We start from the raw sequence: 16,297 nt of genomic DNA on the forward strand, positions 1-16,297 counted from the left end.
AGCTATGTCGCAATGGGTTGCGAAATCAGAATGAAAAGTAGCAACCCATTGGTTTACTTAAAATGCGAAGAGTCAGCTTGAAAACGTGCCAATCTGGCCTCTGTGACAGTGCATTGAGTCAATTGCATCAACTCACCTAAGGTAATCGCAGGGTTGTCTGTGATAAGCCGAATCAGCTTAGCATCTAATGGTTCAAGTTTGTCTGCATACTGTAGCAAAGCTGACTCAAGCTTTTGAATAAGATAACGAAATGCACCATCAGCCATCAGTCGCTGCTCGGCTTGTAAATGGGCAGTGCAGGATTGGATCTTGATCGCTGCGCCAACAATGCACCAATTCCTCGAACGCCGCACACGCTTAAGCTCGCAATCATACTGAGTTGCAATCGCTTGAGCTTGTTTAACCGCCTCGCGCCCAATTCGATGAATAAGCGAGGGCAGCGAGATAGTAATGTCGTCGTTCATAACGCGTGATGAATAACTGTTGGTTTATCGAATACTTTCATGGCAATTGGGTAAGGTCGGCTTAACATTCAAGCGCCATAAAATACCTAGCGCGAAAGTGTAGCACTGTATCCTATCAGGATAATAAGGTTCTCTAACAAATGCTGCCCATACTTATCCCATGCAGCGCAATCAGTCACAGTTAAAGTCTTGAGCGTTGCGCTGGGATTGCCTACAATAGCGCACGCTTTTTCACTATAGACAATGACAGATCACGACCATGACCGACACAACATCATTACCAGCTTTACCGGATCGCCTTTCCGTTAACCCACGCAGCCCACACCATGTGGCAGAAATTTTCGAGCACGATATCGGTATTAAGCTCAACGGCAAAGAGCGTTTTGATGTCGAAGAATATTGCATCAGTGAAGGTTGGGTAAAAGTGCCAAGCAAATCCTTAGACCGTCGCGGCCAACCTCTTTTGCTCACAGTAAAAGGCACTGTTGAAGCGTTTTATCGTTAAGCCGTTAAGCCTTAGCGCAATAGCGGGATCATAACAACGGCCAATTAGATTGGCCGTTTTTGTTTGCCCAGCAGCAAATGATACTAATTCAATACTACTTGCTGAAACTGCACGAGTGCAGTTAACTACCATTCGGAACAGCTATCCAGTCGGTTTTTGGCGAAATGGATTAAATCAAACAGCAGTATGCATGTCTACTTATTTGAATATCATCAAGTTTATTTGGGGATTTACTAGAGAAAAATGTTAGAAAGAGGAGAAATAGTTGATGTCTCGGTAACTCCAATATATAAAGGTCCTTCCAGAATACCGGCAGGTATAACAGTAAACGCTCAAGATAGTGGTGATTTCTTTGAAAACATTACTCTTCTTAATCCTCGTGGAATGTAGATCATGACCCTATCTGTATTAAATAGCATTTTAACTCCCCCTAACTTCCCTAATGAATCTGGGATTGGTAAGGTTTGGCCTTCTATAGATGAAGATCTTAGTTTTCCTAGGGATTATATTGCGTTTATTAATCATTATGGCACAGGAAGAATTGCCGATTTTATTGCGATATTCAATCCATTTACTACAAATTATGACCTTGATTTTTTTGAGCAGAAGAAAACAATTATTGAGGATTTCAATTACCTTAATAATGAAGACCCAGAGTATTTTAAATATAACCTCTATCCAAAAATTAATGGCCTTTTACCGATAGGAATAACGGATAATGGTGATTGCATATTTTGGGTTGTTTCCGATCTAAAAGACAGTGATACATGGGGCACAGCAATAATCGCATCTAGATCGCCAGATGTAGAATATTTTGATGAAAATATAACCTCTCTATTATCTGGTTTATTGTTAAGAAAAATAAGATCAGGATCATTACCTAATAGTTTCCCCCCTAAAAATATTACCTTTGAAAAAATTTAAACAAAAAATAAATGGTTATCCGCAATAAATCATTGGACTGTCTCGGCCAACCACTGCTACTCGCAGTAAAAGGCACAGTTGAAGCGTTTTATCGTTAAGCTTTAGCGCAAAGAGCGGGAGCATAACAACGGCCAATCTGATTGGCCGTTTTTATTTGCCTACCTAACACCGAAGTTTCAACCTTATGTTTATCTTCCGCCAAATGATCACAAGTTGTTATTTAAAATGAGCTTTTGTGACAAAACGCATTGATTAAACCGTATCGAGCAGGTTAAAGTGTGGTCACTTAAGGAAAACACAGAGCCACACTCGAACACCAATATCGAGCACGCTATTTAGGGATGAAGAAGCAAATCAGTTATCTGCCTCACCCCTCTTAACAGCCACCTCTGTCACCCAGCTAAATCAGCACAGGGGAAGCCTGTGTAAGTAATGGAATTAATGCTAAACCTTTTGATTTCAAGGATGTAAATGGCAGATTTTACTAACAATCTTTTATCGGTAGTGATCATCCTATCCAGCATGTTTGTCACTATTGGAGTTATGTATGCGCGGAGCAAAGACGGGCGATTAAACTTCCTCTCGTGGATAGAAACCAATCCCATAGAACAAGCCGAACGGCTGGCACTCTTTTTAAGAGAAGGGATCAGCCAATGGTTAACTAAAGCTACAGGAACACCAGTATCCTCAACCCCAGTACTCGTATTCCCCGGCTGGTATGTCACAAGTCAATCGAAACCACCGTTCCCACATCTTTGTTATAAAGAGCTGAACCACAAACAATTAGTCGACACTATTCCAACACTCAGAACCCAAGCCTTTACCCAGCAACAAGTAGAACAAATTATTTATCAAGTCGCACAAAGATGTTTGAGTAAACGTGAAGTAAGGGAATGAAACAACAGCAACTTTATCGTTACATACTTACTAAAATAGCTAGCAGGATTGACAATGATAAGATTAATAACTATTAAAAATTTCCGTTCCATCTCAAACCAAACATTTAAGGTTGAAGAAATTACAACTTTTGTTGGCAGAAATGATGCAGGAAAATCTAATATTCTAAGAGCACTTAATTTGTTTTTTAACAATAAAACTGACTATAATATTGAATTTAATTTTGATAATGACCATAACAAATACGCTCCCAAATATAACCAAAGAGCACAAGAGGTTGTCATTGAGCTAGCACTAAAACTGCCTGCAAGTTACAGGCAAAAACTAGATCAAGATCATGTTTATTGGAGAAAAGCATGGCGCGATACTGGTGTGAGATTTGACTTAGAGGAAAGCGGACTTTGCATCGTAAAAAATAGTCAAATTCAAAAGCGGACAAAAGGATTCCCTGCTAGAAGCAAGATTCCTTCACTTTTATCTGCTATAGATTTTGAATATATTCCAGCCACAAAAGATTGGAGTTACTTTCAGAATCTACAGGTAAAACTTTATGATTCTCTTGCTAACTTTTCAGACCGAGGACTTCATCGTTCTGCTTCTAGTTTTGAGGAGGAGATAAATAGTCACGTTAAAGATTTAACTATGGAAATTGATAAAGAGTTTACTGGAAGTAACGTTGTCAAATTACCTAAAAATCTAAGAAACATTTTTGGTGCATTGGAGTTTAATTCTGACGACATCCCCTTAACTAGACGTGGAGATGGTATAAAAATAAGACATATACCTATGATACTTTCCTTTATTGCCTCTAGAAAACAAAGTTCTTCTAGAAGAAATACTATTAAACCCCAAATATGGGCATTCGAAGAACCTGAAAATAATGTTGAATTTTTATCTTGTTTTGAACTTAACAGACAGTTGATCTCTGTAGCTAAAAGTTACACCCAAGTACTAATAACCACACACTCACCAGCAATATATTCAATTGGATCATCTGAAAACCTTCCAGAACACATTAAAACCATCAATTATTATGTTGAACAAAAAAATAATGAAACTCATGTAAATACAACTAACGAACACTCACTACATGGAAATATGGGCTTTTTGCAACTAATTGCTCCTATCATTGAAGAAAAAAAAGTTGAATGGTTAGCTAGAGAAAAGGAATACATTAACGTCCAAAATGAACTTTCCAACAAAATAAATAAATTAAGGCTTCCACAATTATTTCTTGAAGGTATGAGTGATAAGAGAGTTTTTAATCGACTCTTAAAAGCAAAAGGAATAAATGATAAAGTGCATATATATGTACCTTCTGATGCAGGAAATAGCGCTAGCTCTGCTTCAGATAGACTAAAAGCATTCTTCCTCCAGTAAAAACATGTGAATTCAAGTGATAAAGTTAAAGCTTTAATAATATTAGATAATGATGATGCTGGATTGAAAGCTTACTCAATGCTTGATGATGCTGTTCAATCACCTAATATTAAGCGATTAAAGCTAAGGCCAAATGTAGATTTAAAAGCTCTATTAAAAATTGATGGACTAAATGTATGTACTGATTTAGAAAGACTAATGCCAGAATGCTTTTGGATAATAGCGAAAAAAAATAAGTGGCTAGAGTTTATTGACGAACCTTACACAAAACTAACAGAGCATGGACGAAAATTGATATGTAACCAAAAAACAAGCTTTGATAAAATGACTGAACACTTATCAGAGCACCAAAGCACATTACTTAACTATAACTTCACTGACATCGGTAAAGAAGAAATGAGTAAGTATATTCAAAGATTAAGTAATTGTGAACAACTTGATGAATTAATAATCGCATTCAAAGAACCTTTAAGTTTAATTGAGACCTTTTTACTTCCTGAATAAAGAAAAAGACATAACAGGCATAACTCTGTGCTCAAACGTTACACCAGAACTGGCATTGTTGCACCAGTGACCTTCTAAAACAGGATGTTTTAGCAGAGCCTACAGGACGACTAATGTTTACAACATGGGCGGCGTGTCACTGGTGTAGCTTTTATAAGAGAATGCGAAAGCCTGCGGCAGGCAATTAGGAAATACCGTTGCCAGAAGCCACGATAAAGCCATTTAGCACCACTAAACTCAGCAGAAATAAAATTCAAATCATTAAAGGTGGACTGCACAATTTAGCCCTTCTAAAGTAGAAAGTTATGATTGGGGTGATAAGATACGGATAATGCTCTTTCTATTCTAAGAGGTAAAAGATTGTGAAAATGAGATATCAAGAAGGTAATATTTTTATTATTCCTACAGAGGGTAAATTTACCATCTGCCAAATTGTTTTTGCCCCAAAAGGGAAGTTTAAGCAAGTCATAGGTTTCTGCGTCCTATTTGTACAGGATAATAAAGTTTTTAAAAGTGATAACGTACTTCGCCCTATTCCTATCATGGATATGGGGAAAGAGATGAAAGTTATATTTACTGGGAATCAAAATGTAAAAAATGGTTCTTGGGAGATAATTGGACATGCAGACCTGACCGAAGATAAAGACGAGTTAAGGATCTTTAATTACGCAGGAGGACTATATAAGGGAGAGGAAGAAATTAAACGAATCCCTGTCTCTGAGTATAATAACTATACCTCAATGGAGGTGTATGGTTTCGAGCTTGTTAATAGCTTATTGGCAAGCCTATAACACCTCCGTTTTATCAGCCAGCGTCTCGTATTTGGGAAATGTCAGAACAAGCATAACTCTGTGCTCAACCGTTACACCAGAATAGGCATTGTTGCACCAGTGACCTTCTAACACATGGGAGCCTACAAAGACGCTAATATTTAAATCTTAGGCGGCGTGTCACAGGTGTAGCTCATACAAGAGCGTCAAGAGCATGCAGAATCCTGCGGCAGGCAACAAAAAAGCGACCTTTCGGTCGCTTTTTTATGCTTCAAATTCGCTGAAGCCAACTACATCATAATTGCGTTGCTGGCGAAGCTAATGCAAGGCGGATTGAAAGCTTTCGCGCGGAGTTGACTGGTGTCAAACTCTCTATTTCGAGCTATGCGAAAGCCTCATTCAACGCCAAATTATCTAGGCCAAGTAGCCATTATTCATAGTCTGATAACGGCACACAAGCACAGAACAAGTTGCGGTCGCCGTACACATCATCAATACGATTCACGGTTGGCCAGAACTTGTTAGTGCGTACTGCTGCACTTGGGAACACGGCCACTTCGCGGCTGTATGGACGCGTATCGAACTCTGGGTCCATGATATCGGCCATAGTGTGCGGTGCGTTGTGCAGCGGGTTGTTGTCCGCTGGCCATTCGCCCGATTCCACTTTGGCGATTTCAGCGCGGATTGACACCATAGCGTCGATGAAACGATCGAGTTCCACCTTAGACTCAGATTCCGTCGGCTCAATCATCAGGGTTCCCGCAACCGGGAAGCTCATGGTTGGCGCGTGGAAACCGTAGTCATTCAAACGCTTAGCGATATCCATTTCGGTCACGCCTGAGGCTTCTTTCAGTGGACGTAGGTCGATAATACATTCGTGCGCGACGCGATCGTTACGGCCACGGAACAATACTGGGTAGTGTTCCGACAGCTTCTTCATCACATAGTTAGCATTTAACAGCGCAGTTTGGGTCGACTTTTTAAGACCGTTTGAACCAAGCAGCTTAATGTACATCCAGCTTATTGGCAGAATGCCAGCGCTACCGTAAGGTGCAGCCGATACGGCGCCGTTGTTGTCGCTCACGCGGCCCGGTTTCACCACAACGTGACCCGCAACGAATGGGGCTAAGTGTGATTTCACACCTATTGGGCCCATACCAGGACCACCGCCGCCGTGTGGAATCGCGAAGGTTTTGTGCAGGTTAAGGTGTGATACGTCGGCACCGATAAAGCCAGGAGACGTTAAGCCGACCTGTGCGTTCATATTGGCGCCATCTAAGTACACTTGACCGCCGTGCTGATGCACAATGTTGCAGATTTCGCGGATAGACTCTTCATACACACCGTGGGTCGATGGGTAAGTGATCATAATGCAAGACAGGTTTTCAGCCACTTCGGCAGCTTTGGTCTTCAGATCTTCTAAATCGACGTTACCTTGCTTATCGCACGCCGTCACCACCACTTGCATACCGGCTAATTGCGCCGATGCAGGGTTAGTACCGTGGGCAGATTGCGGGATTAAACAGATGTTTCTGTGCGCATCGCCACGTGACTCATGGTATTTCTTGATAGCTAACAAGCCAGCGTATTCACCTTGAGCGCCAGAGTTAGGTTGGATACACACGGCATCGTAACCCGTTACATTCACTAACCATGAAGACAGTTCTTCGATCAGCTGAGTGTAACCTTTGGCTTGATCCAGTGGGCAGAAGGGGTGCATGTTGGCAAATTCTGGCCAGCTTACGGGGATCATTTCAACCGCTGCGTTTAACTTCATGGTGCATGAGCCCAGTGAAATCATCGAGTAGTTCAGTGCTAAGTCTTTACTTTCGAGACGTTTGATATAACGCATCATCTCGGTTTCGCTTTGGTAGCGATTAAAGGTTGGGTGGCTTAAAATCGCATCTTGGCGCACGAGTGCAGCAGGAATCGATTGGCTACCTTGGCTAACGATTTGCGCGTCTAACGCGGCAACATCTAAACCATGGCCGGCACCTAAAATTACATCGAACAGGGCGTCGATATCGGTGCGCAGTGTCGTTTCATCTAAGCTCACGCCCACAGTGCCATCGGCATCAAAACGTAGGTTCATTTCAGCGGCCAGTGCGCGCGCATTCACGGCAGCAACATCTAAGCCTTTGATGCTGAGGGTATCGAACCAAGTGCTGTTGACTAAGCTCACACCCTTCGCTTGTAAGCCTGCCGCTAAAATATCGGCGAAACGGTGAATACGTGAAGCGATAGTTTTCAGGCCATCAGGGCCGTGGAATACGGCGTAGAAAGACGCCATGTTCGCTAACAGAATTTGTGCAGTACAAATATTTGAGTTGGCTTTTTCGCGGCGGATATGTTGCTCGCGAGTTTGCATCGCCATACGCAGTGCACGGTTACCACGGGCGTCTTTTGACACACCAATGATACGGCCAGGCATAGAGCGTTTATGTTCGTCACGGGCCACGAAGAAGGCAGCGTGTGGACCACCAAAGCCCATTGGCACGCCAAAACGCTGCGCACTACCGAAGACCACATCGGCGCCCATAGCGCCCGGTGATTTCAGTAACACTAACGACATGATGTCAGCAGCCACAGTTACAATCACATTCTTGGCGCGCAATTCGGCGAATAATTCAGTGAAGTCAGTGATTTGACCGAAACGGTTAGTATATTGGAACAAAGCACCAAACAGCTCATGGTTAACGGCCTCAGATGCAGGGCCTACCACCACTTCAAAACCAAAACACTCAGCGCGGGTTTTCACTACGTCTAAGGTTTGCGGGAACACATCATCGGCAACGAAGAAGATATTGGCTTTTTTCGCTTTAGAAACCCGCTTGGCCAGCGCCATCGCTTCGGCCGCAGCAGTTGCTTCGTCAAGCAGTGACGCTGAGGCTAAATCTAATCCGGTTAAATCCATCGACACTTGTTGGAAGTTTAGAATGGCTTCTAAACGGCCTTGGGCGATCTCTGGCTGATAGGGCGTGTAGGCCGTGTACCAACCTGGATTTTCTAAGACGTTGCGCAAAATCACATTCGGGACTTGGGTGCCGTAGTAACCCATACCAATGTAGCTTTTGAAGACTTGATTTTGTTTCGCTAAACCACGAATGTAAGCAATACCTTCGGCTTCGCCGCAGGAATCACCAATGCTCAACTCTTGGCTTAAACGGATCGACTCAGGCACGATTTGCGCGGTCAAATCATCCAGTGACTCGGCACCAACATAGTTCAGCATGGCTTGCTGTTGACTGCTATCAGGGCCGATATGACGACGTAGGAATAAATCGTGCTGTTCTAACTGAGTGAGGGTTTGCTTGGTCATGTTAAACCTTGTTCCAGATTTGCCGTAACTCAGGACTGTAGGGTACTGATTAACGGGCTATTGTTATGTCAAACTTGTGCTAAAACAAACGAAGCCCCTAAGGGCTTCGTTAGCGTCGACGATTATTCTTCGTCGATAACAGCTTGGTAACCTTCTGCATCGAGCAGTGCGTCAACTTCTGTTTCATCAGAAGGCATTACGCGGAAGAACCAGCCTTCGCCGTAAGCGTCGCTGTTAACGAGTTCTGGAGAATCTTCCAGCGCTTCGTTCACGGCAATCACTTCGCCAGAAATGGGGGCATAAATGTCAGACGCCGCTTTTACTGATTCAGCTACGGCACAGTCATCACCCGCCGTCACAGTGTCGCCCACTTCTGGGAGTTCAACGAAAACCATATCACCTAACAGCTCTTGGGCGTGCTCAGTGATACCAACTGTGTAGCTACCGTCTTCTTCCTTGCGGATCCATTCGTGTGAAGAGGCGTATTTCAGTTCTGTCGGAATATTGCTCATTGTTCTTGGTCCTTGTTCCGTTTTTTTAAAATGCTTGTTTACCGTTGCGCACAAAGTTTGGCGCCACAACTCTAACAGCCACACGTTTTTTACGCATTTCGACTTCTGCCGTATCCCCAATCTGGTTAGGAACACGCGCCATCGCAATAGAATAGCCCAATGTTGGCGAGAAAGTCCCGCTGGTGATCACGCCTTGGTGCTCAACACCCGCTGCATCGGTGAAAAATACTGGCATATCATGGCGTAACACGCCCTTTTCTTCCATCACTAGACCGACTAATTTGTCGGTTCCGGCATCGCGCAGGGCTTCAAGCGCCTTGCGGCCGATAAAGTCACGGTCGGTTGGTTCCCATGCGATGGTCCAGCCCATGTTGGCGGCCAGTGGGTTGATGGTTTCGTCCATATCTAGGCCGTAGAGGTTCATACCGGCTTCGAGACGTAGCGTGTCACGGGCACCTAAACCACAAGGTTTAACCCCTTGATCTAACAATGCTTGCCACAAGGCTTGGGCTTCATCTTCTGGGACGATAATTTCGTAGCCCGCTTCACCTGTGTAACCTGTGGTCGCAATAAATAGCGAGCCAGCTTGCTTACCGAAGAATGGCTTCATACCTTCGATGGCGGCGTTTTGGTCTGCGCTGAATACGGCGGCGGCTTTGGCCTTAGCATTAGGGCCTTGAACAGCGATCATCGCCAGTTCAGGGCGCTCAGTCACAGTGATATCAAAACCTTGGGATTGCTTGGCGATCCACGCTAAATCTTTTTCGCGGGTCGCGCTGTTGACGACAACGCGGTAGAAAGTGTCGGTCAGGTAGTAAGTAATAAGGTCGTCGATGATGCCGGCATTTTCATCTAACATGCCACTGTATAAGGCTTTACCTGGCACTTTAAGTCTAGCCACATCGTTTGCGAGCAACTTACGCAGGAATGCACACGCGTCGGTTCCGGTCACATCAACCACAGTCATGTGGGAAACGTCGAACATACCTGCATCTTGGCGTACTGCGTGGTGTTCTTCGATTTGGGAACCATAGTTGAGGGGCATATCCCAACCGTGGAAGTCGACCATCTTAGCGTTTGATTCTAAGTGCTTGTTAAACAGAATAGTTTTATTAGCCATTGTTATCCCTTTTGTGCGGCCTTTTTCAGGTCTCTGCCTAGTGTAGGGTGTAGATACTAGGGTCTAAAATGCGGCGAAATTATACCTTGCGTCACAAATTTGTATACAGGATATTTTTCTAATCCGAAGCCAATGTCATTAGATTTTCTCATCTTCAACATGTAATTTTTTTACATTCAAAGACCAGATTTGCGCAGCTTGCAGCCAAATTGCTGATATTGTCAGCAATTCTGATCACATTAGCGCAACCTAGGCTAACGACATAACTTAGGCAGCGACGACTTATTGCCCATGGCCTGTTGCATGAACACTGTTTTCAGCCCAGCGACATTATCAACTAGGTTTAATCCCAAATCGCGAATGGCCTTTTTGACCGGATTTGAACCTTCGAATAGGCGTTTAAAGCCTTCCATCGCCGCAATCATCTCCATCGCATCGGCCTTGCGCCAACGCTCTAACGCACGCAAGTGTGCATAGTCCCCAATATCCTTACCTGCTGTATGTAGCTCACTGACCACTTCGATAATACTCGCCGCATCTAAAAAGCCGAGGTTAACCCCTTGACCTGCCAGCGGATGAATCGTATGAGCCGCATCTCCTGCTAATAACAGGCGGTGACGGGCAAAATGGCGGGCGTAGCGCATTCGTAATGGGAAGGCTTGGCGCTCACTTTCAAGCTTGCAAATCCCGAGGCGGCCATCGAAGGCGGCGGTTAAGCTACGCTCAAATTGCACTTTGTCCATCGCCAGTAATTCAGTGGCGCGCTCGGGCGGTACCGACCAGACGATGGAGCAGAGATTGTCTTCATACAAAGGTAAAAATGCCAAAGGGCCATCCTGTAAAAACACTTGGCGGGCGGTGGCAAGGTGCGGTAATTCCGTACGGATAGTTGCAACAATCGCGTGATGACCGTAATCCCAAAACGTCAATGGGATCTTGCACTGCTCACGTACCCAAGAATTGGCGCCATCGGCGGCGATCACCAAGGCTGCACTAACACTTTCGATTTCAGAATCGGCGCTATCGGCTAAGGTCAACCAAGCCTCACGATCACCAAAGGCAATGCGCTCGAGGCGGTGGTTTTGGATATGGGTAATATTGTCAAACTCACTGGCACGTTTGGCGAGGGCAAAACTAATGGCGTCGTTTTCGATAATCGCACCTAGGCTGGGCTCACTGATGCTACTGGCATCGAAGGCAATTTTGCCAAAACCGTCTTTATCCCACACCGCCATTTTTTGATAAGGCGTGGCACGGTTTGTATCTAAGTATGTCCACGCACCTAAGTGTTCCAATAAGCGTTGACTCGCCTTATTGATGGCACTCACCCGCAAACGCGGTTCGCCGACAACGGCCTGTGTATGGCCCGCATCAATAACGACGACATTTAAATCGGCCTGCGCCAATCCAATCGCGGTGGCGAGTCCCACCATGCCGCCACCCACAATGGCAATGTCATAGGCTTGTGAACTTAACATGGGTACATCCTTTTCGCGTTGCGATACCAGTAAATTGCTGTGTTATTTCCAACCCATCGCTTTTTGAGCGACGGGGGTTTTGAGTGGCGGAAACCAAGACAAGAGCCGTAATCCTAAATTACGCCCAAGGGCCAAGGGCCAGTATTGGTTGGAGAAGCCACGAACTAAAAATTCGATATTACGGATAGTGGTGTTTCTGTCGTCCTCGCGGGCATGAAGGTACGCATGGGTCACAGCGACAGAGCCGATATCCTCCCCCTGTACTAGCGCCGATTTGACCACCTCAAGCAAGCTCACCACATCCCTTAGCCCTAAGTTAAAGCCTTGCCCTGCAATCGGATGGAGTGTCTGCGCCGCATTGCCGATAAACACACATCTATGGTGGATTGGCCTTGGCATATAAGACAAATTAAGCGGATACGCATGGCGCGCGCTAACATCGATAAACGTGCCCGCACGATAACCAAAGGCTTGTTGCAGCGCCGCTAAAAATTCGACCTTAGGCACGGTTTGCATCTGCTTAGCCCGCGCATTATCGAGGGCCCATACGAGGGATAAACGCGGTTGGCCTTGGCTATCGCCCATAGGCAGCAGCGCTAAGGGACCTGTCTCGGTAAAACGCTCGTAGGCCCAATGTTTTTGAGGCCTATTGGTTGGCAAATCAGCGGTTTGAATATTGGCAATAATCGCAGTTTGCTCGAACGCCACTTGGGTAATGGGCAGATTAAAACTGCTGCGCACTTTAGATTGTAAACCATCGGCGGCGACCACAAGTTTGGCGTGAATGCGCTCGCCCGTATCAAGCACTAAGGTGTGACCTTCGACTGCGGCTTCTACTTGGTCAAGCTTAGCGGGGCAGTAAAGTTTAACCTCGCTCTTATGTAACTCGTTAAACAGCACTTGGCCGACACGTTCAAGCTCGACTACTTGGCCTAGGGCATCTAAATGAAACTGTGCCGCATTTAACTCTGTCATACCAAAATGGCCGCGATCCGACACATGGATATTTTCAATCGCCGTGCCCAAATGGGCGAGCTTTTGCCATAAACCTAAGCGGGATAATTCAAAGACAGAACCATGGGCAATGGCAATAGAGCGGGCATCGAATCCGGGGTGTTGCTTATCGGGAAGGTGTGCCTCAACTAAGGCAACAGAAAGTGGGGCTGTTGTGTGGGAAAGGCGCGCAAGTGCCAACGCCAAGATTGCCCCCGCCATGGCACCGCCTACAATCGCGATGTCGACGTTTTGAACTGAAGTATCCATGTGATTCGTTACCGTCATGGGGATCTCATTCAAGCTATGGCATGATCCTAAAAAGTAGAACCATGTACTAAAAGGCTGAATCTGCAAATGTTGAGGAAGCGTATCAACCTTTTTACATCAAATTAGTTCACTCGTCAGGCATTAGTGAACAACAGCGGTGTCGTCATCCTCACCGTGCGGGATCTCTGGGCCGAATTCCGAATAACACATAATGGCGGCGATTCGCACAAACTCCAGCAACTCGATATAGGCAGTTTCAGACTCTTCATCATCAACGACATCAAATTCTACTTGGGCTATTTCGGCTAAATCCTTAATCACTTCACGCACTTCAACTGAGGCTTGATTGAGTTTTGGCTGAATAATAGCAATACCCGTTAAGAAACTTTGTGCCCAAAGGGATAGCGCCTCTACACGTTTACTGAGCGGTTCTTCCTCTTCGGGTAGCAAAGGAGTAAAACCAAATTCAAAGTCCACTAAACGCGCAACCGAATCTTGGAATAACTCACACACTAATTGATGTAACTGCGCAGGCAGTGGTTGACCATCGTTCATCAAGTCGAATAAGGGCTTAATCCACATATCGCCGGTTTGCTCTACGCCACCGCAGATTAAACCCACGAGGGCACCGTGAACTTCCACGGGATGCTGACCAATTTCAGCCGCATCTAAGGCTATTTTTAAGCTCTCAATGCGTAACGAAGGAGGGGTAGCCATATCAGATTCCAATAAGAATTTTCCAGCAGCAATGCTAGCAGAGATAAAGACTTGAACCAATACTGAATCCTGTTTATGCCAAAATCACCAGTAGATTTTTGGCAACTGCTCACACAAGCAGCAAACACAACGGTGAATACACAATCCATTTGCAGCTTACCTTGCACTTTTAAGATCAGCCCTATATAGTCCGGCCTATCGATGCCAATAAAAGGATCATCCGCAACATGAGTAATAGTGCAGTTGAAATCACCCTGCTTGGGCGCACCTACTCTATCGCTTGTCCTAAAGGGCAAGAGGATGCCTTGCGTATAGTGGCAACTGGGGTTGAGCAACAGCTTACCTCTCTGAAAAATCGCACTAATAGTTTAAGCCGTGAAGAAATTGCTATTATGGCGGCGCTGAATATTGGACACGAGTTGTTCCAAGAAAAGCAAAAAAATAAAGATTATATGAAACAAATGGATGACCGCATTAGTCTGTTGCAGTCAACCCTCGAGAATGCCTTAGTTGAGCGTTCAACTAAATAGATTTAAACTGTGCAACTTGGTTATTTAGCCACTCAATTTCAGACAAGAGTTGTACAGTGAATAGTTAAACTGACCTATACTCTTAGGGCAATGTTTAACGATTCGATACCGTTTTTGCTCCCTGGGGTGCAGGCCAACTGGTAATGTCCCTGTGCCGATAATTTTGATCTCAGGGTGAATGCTTTACTGACATTGAGCATGCTCGGCTCGTACCGAGAAGCCTTAGGAAGTAATCATTTACCCGCCTTGAACCTACGGTTCAAGGGCTACACCGGTAGCGGCATTCTGGGGAGCATCTTAATTCTATGTCCACATCAGCCAAACTTTCTTATTTCAGCGTCCAAAACAAAACGGCACACCTTGCCGATGATGCTGCAATCCATTTAAAAGCAAGCCGCAATCAGTTACGCAAAACTATCCGAGCAGCCCGTAATGCCCTGTCCGCAACAGAGCAAAACCAAGCAAGTCTCTGTGCCAGCCAGAAAATGCTCAATGAATTGCAGGCTAAAAAAGCACAGCATGTGGCCTTGTATTTAACTCACGATGGCGAACTTGCTACACCACCGTTGATCCATGCACTATGGCAATTGGGCATAAACACCTATCTCCCAAGGCTGCATCCCTTTAATGCCGGACAATTGTTATTCTTGCATTACACCGCAGATACCCTGATGCAACCCAATCAATTCGGCATCTTAGAACCTAAGTTAGATGTGCGCGCCATTATCCCCGTGACAGCGCTAGATGTGGTTATCACGCCCTTAGTGGCTTTTGATTTAATGGGAAATCGTATGGGCATGGGCGGCGGCTATTACGATAGGACGCTGGCAAACTGGCAGCTTAAAGGTAAACCTTTGCCTATGGGTTACGCCCATGATTGTCAGCAAGTTGCGAGTTTGCCCTGCGAGCATTGGGATGTACCTTTACCTATTATCATCACCCCAAGTCGCGTGCTGACGTTTTAAAAAGGAAGGTGCTAGGTGCTAGGTGCTAGGTACTAGGTGCTAGGTGCTAGGTGCTAGGTGCTAGGTGCTAGGTGCTAGGTGCTAGGTGCTAGGTGCTAGGTAATTAGATTCTAGGGCCTAGGGCCTAGGGCCTAAAATCTAGATTTTTCTTTACCTTAAATGCCGACCACCATCGACATGATGGCTGCGCCCCGTGACATAGCGGCTATTTAGCAGATATTCCACTAAGTCGATAATCTCTTCATTCCCCGCCTCTTTTGGCAGTAGTGCTTTAGCTAAGGTTTTTTGCTGATAGGCTTCATCATCGCCTTGATTAAATAGGATCATCGCTGGTGCAATCGAATTGACTTTCACTTCGGGGGCGAATTTAGCCGCAAAGGACAAAGTTAAATTATGTAGCGCCGCTTTACTGGCGGCATAAGCGATATGTTTAGCACTGCCCTTTTCGGCCACATAGTCGGTGATATGGATGATATCGCTGGCACCAATCTCCTCTTCTGCTCCCGCTTGCAACTGCGATGCTAACGCCAAATTCAATTGATAAGGTACGCTTACGTGCACCTGCATCATCCGCTGTATCACTTCACTGGCAGTAAAGGTTTGACTGCTATCCGCCAACCAATCCGAGGCGTTATGGATAATGGCGCGGATCTTTGGATACTGGCCCAATTGATCAATTAAGCCTTGTACCTGAACATTGTCGTAAAAGTCACATTGAATTAAAGTCGCGCCCAAAACCCGCAGCTTATCAATACTCGGATAATGGCTACGATAGGTGCCAATCACACTATGACCTTGGGCAAGAAGATGTTTGGCTAAGGCGTATCCGATACGCTTACCCACGCCTGTGATGATGATGGGAGATGTCATACTTATCCTTTTGAGTCGTTATTTGTCATGCTTTACCTTGTTCACTTAAAAATCAGCAATCAAGTTAAACTGATGAATA

16 protein-coding genes and 1 other RNA gene are annotated in these 16,297 nt (G+C 45.1%); 9 read left to right on the forward strand and 8 right to left on the reverse strand.

From position 1 onward, the window contains the following. Positions 1–53: 53 nt before the first annotated feature. Positions 54–464 (reverse strand): ribosome recycling factor family protein, encoded by a 411-nt coding sequence (locus MZ182_RS17045; RefSeq protein WP_248066619.1) that lies wholly within the window; start codon positions 462–464, stop codon positions 54–56. Positions 465–723: 259 nt separating this feature from the next. Here MZ182_RS17045 and MZ182_RS17050 point away from each other — a divergent pair, with 259 nt between their 5' ends. The 6 genes from MZ182_RS17050 to MZ182_RS17080 all read left to right on the forward strand — a co-directional run bounded on the left by MZ182_RS17050 (position 724) and on the right by MZ182_RS17080 (position 5,465). Then, complete coding sequence (locus MZ182_RS17050; RefSeq protein ID WP_006080205.1) at positions 724–969, forward strand: DUF3297 family protein; 246 nt, start codon at positions 724–726, stop codon at positions 967–969. 393 nt (positions 970–1,362) lie between these two features. Beyond that, positions 1,363–1,893, forward strand: a complete 531-nt coding sequence (locus MZ182_RS17055; protein ID WP_248066617.1) for an SMI1/KNR4 family protein — start codon at positions 1,363–1,365, stop codon at positions 1,891–1,893. A 471-nt stretch (positions 1,894–2,364) separates the two neighbouring features. Beyond that, positions 2,365–2,790: a hypothetical protein gene (locus MZ182_RS17065; RefSeq protein WP_248066615.1), complete on the forward strand. Its 426-nt coding sequence runs from the start codon at positions 2,365–2,367 to the stop codon at positions 2,788–2,790. A 54-nt stretch (positions 2,791–2,844) separates the two neighbouring features. Then, the gene (locus MZ182_RS17070; RefSeq protein ID WP_248066614.1) at positions 2,845–4,170 is read left to right on the forward strand and encodes an ATP-dependent nuclease; all 1,326 of its coding nucleotides are present in this window, start codon (positions 2,845–2,847) and stop codon (positions 4,168–4,170) included. Positions 4,171–4,176: 6 nt separating this feature from the next. Then, a complete protein-coding gene (locus MZ182_RS17075; protein WP_248066611.1) occupies positions 4,177–4,674 on the forward strand; it encodes a hypothetical protein in 498 nt (165 codons plus the stop codon). Between the two features lie 368 nt (positions 4,675–5,042). After that, positions 5,043–5,465 carry an Imm26 family immunity protein gene (locus MZ182_RS17080; protein WP_248066610.1) on the forward strand — a complete coding sequence of 141 codons (423 nt, stop codon included), beginning with the start codon at positions 5,043–5,045 and terminating at the stop codon, positions 5,463–5,465. Between the two features lie 409 nt (positions 5,466–5,874). Here the strand turns inward: MZ182_RS17080 and gcvP are convergent, their stop codons facing one another. The 6 genes from gcvP to MZ182_RS17110 all read right to left on the reverse strand — a co-directional run bounded on the left by gcvP (position 5,875) and on the right by MZ182_RS17110 (position 13,853). Further along, positions 5,875–8,763 carry an aminomethyl-transferring glycine dehydrogenase gene (gene gcvP / locus MZ182_RS17085; RefSeq protein WP_248066608.1) on the reverse strand — a complete coding sequence of 963 codons (2,889 nt, stop codon included), beginning with the start codon at positions 8,761–8,763 and terminating at the stop codon, positions 5,875–5,877. A 122-nt stretch (positions 8,764–8,885) separates the two neighbouring features. Further along, positions 8,886–9,275 carry a glycine cleavage system protein GcvH gene (gene gcvH / locus MZ182_RS17090; RefSeq protein WP_011788112.1) on the reverse strand — a complete coding sequence of 130 codons (390 nt, stop codon included), beginning with the start codon at positions 9,273–9,275 and terminating at the stop codon, positions 8,886–8,888. Between the two features lie 25 nt (positions 9,276–9,300). Next, complete coding sequence (gene gcvT / locus MZ182_RS17095; protein WP_014611318.1) at positions 9,301–10,395, reverse strand: glycine cleavage system aminomethyltransferase GcvT; 1,095 nt, start codon at positions 10,393–10,395, stop codon at positions 9,301–9,303. A gap of 254 nt (positions 10,396–10,649) precedes the next feature. Further along, the gene (locus tag MZ182_RS17100; RefSeq protein WP_025007529.1) at positions 10,650–11,873 is read right to left on the reverse strand and encodes an FAD-dependent monooxygenase; all 1,224 of its coding nucleotides are present in this window, start codon (positions 11,871–11,873) and stop codon (positions 10,650–10,652) included. A 42-nt stretch (positions 11,874–11,915) separates the two neighbouring features. Further along, positions 11,916–13,154, reverse strand: coding sequence for a 2-octaprenyl-6-methoxyphenyl hydroxylase (gene ubiH, locus MZ182_RS17105; protein ID WP_014611320.1), 1,239 nt, complete (start codon positions 13,152–13,154; stop codon positions 11,916–11,918). A gap of 123 nt (positions 13,155–13,277) precedes the next feature. Next, positions 13,278–13,853 carry a UPF0149 family protein gene (locus tag MZ182_RS17110; protein ID WP_014611321.1) on the reverse strand — a complete coding sequence of 192 codons (576 nt, stop codon included), beginning with the start codon at positions 13,851–13,853 and terminating at the stop codon, positions 13,278–13,280. Positions 13,854–14,080: 227 nt separating this feature from the next. Here MZ182_RS17110 and MZ182_RS17115 point away from each other — a divergent pair, with 227 nt between their 5' ends. The 3 genes from MZ182_RS17115 (at position 14,081) to MZ182_RS17125 (ending at position 15,348) form a co-directional block, all read left to right on the forward strand. Next, a complete protein-coding gene (locus MZ182_RS17115) occupies positions 14,081–14,383 on the forward strand; it encodes a cell division protein ZapA (protein ID WP_011788107.1) in 303 nt (100 codons plus the stop codon). Positions 14,384–14,498: 115 nt separating this feature from the next. Then, positions 14,499–14,679: non-coding RNA, 6S RNA (ssrS, locus tag MZ182_RS17120), on the forward strand. Positions 14,680–14,688: 9 nt separating this feature from the next. Beyond that, positions 14,689–15,348, forward strand: coding sequence for a 5-formyltetrahydrofolate cyclo-ligase (locus tag MZ182_RS17125; RefSeq protein WP_011919954.1), 660 nt, complete (start codon positions 14,689–14,691; stop codon positions 15,346–15,348). Between the two features lie 150 nt (positions 15,349–15,498). Here MZ182_RS17125 and folM read toward each other — a convergent pair whose 3' ends face one another. Next, on the reverse strand, positions 15,499–16,218 hold the full coding sequence (gene folM, locus MZ182_RS17130) for a dihydromonapterin reductase (RefSeq protein WP_011919955.1): 720 nt from the start codon (positions 16,216–16,218) through the stop codon (positions 15,499–15,501). Positions 16,219–16,297: the final 79 nt, after the last annotated feature.

Source organism: Shewanella sp. JNE2 (assembly GCF_023159115.1).
Classification (GTDB): domain Bacteria; phylum Pseudomonadota; class Gammaproteobacteria; order Enterobacterales; family Shewanellaceae; genus Shewanella; species Shewanella putrefaciens.

Bases quoted from the DNA above. Each gene is read 5' to 3' on its own strand.
- ubiH (WP_014611320.1), bottom strand. From the start codon at position 13,154: ATGACGGTAACGAATCACATGGATACTTCAGTTCAAAACGTCGACATC.
- MZ182_RS17100 (WP_025007529.1), bottom strand. From the start codon at position 11,873: ATGTTAAGTTCACAAGCCTATGACATTGCCATTGTGGGTGGCGGCATG.
- MZ182_RS17045 (WP_248066619.1), bottom strand. From the start codon at position 464: ATGAACGACGACATTACTATCTCGCTGCCCTCGCTTATTCATCGAATT.
- MZ182_RS17080 (WP_248066610.1), top strand. From the start codon at position 5,043: ATGAGATATCAAGAAGGTAATATTTTTATTATTCCTACAGAGGGTAAA.
- MZ182_RS17065 (WP_248066615.1), top strand. From the start codon at position 2,365: ATGGCAGATTTTACTAACAATCTTTTATCGGTAGTGATCATCCTATCC.
- gcvT (WP_014611318.1), bottom strand. From the start codon at position 10,395: ATGGCTAATAAAACTATTCTGTTTAACAAGCACTTAGAATCAAACGCT.
- MZ182_RS17125 (WP_011919954.1), top strand. From the start codon at position 14,689: ATGTCCACATCAGCCAAACTTTCTTATTTCAGCGTCCAAAACAAAACG.
- MZ182_RS17050 (WP_006080205.1), top strand. From the start codon at position 724: ATGACCGACACAACATCATTACCAGCTTTACCGGATCGCCTTTCCGTT.
- gcvH (WP_011788112.1), bottom strand. From the start codon at position 9,275: ATGAGCAATATTCCGACAGAACTGAAATACGCCTCTTCACACGAATGG.
- gcvP (WP_248066608.1), bottom strand. From the start codon at position 8,763: ATGACCAAGCAAACCCTCACTCAGTTAGAACAGCACGATTTATTCCTA.
- MZ182_RS17110 (WP_014611321.1), bottom strand. From the start codon at position 13,853: ATGGCTACCCCTCCTTCGTTACGCATTGAGAGCTTAAAAATAGCCTTA.
- MZ182_RS17070 (WP_248066614.1), top strand. From the start codon at position 2,845: ATGATAAGATTAATAACTATTAAAAATTTCCGTTCCATCTCAAACCAA.
- MZ182_RS17115 (WP_011788107.1), top strand. From the start codon at position 14,081: ATGAGTAATAGTGCAGTTGAAATCACCCTGCTTGGGCGCACCTACTCT.
- MZ182_RS17055 (WP_248066617.1), top strand. From the start codon at position 1,363: ATGACCCTATCTGTATTAAATAGCATTTTAACTCCCCCTAACTTCCCT.
- folM (WP_011919955.1), bottom strand. From the start codon at position 16,218: ATGACATCTCCCATCATCATCACAGGCGTGGGTAAGCGTATCGGATAC.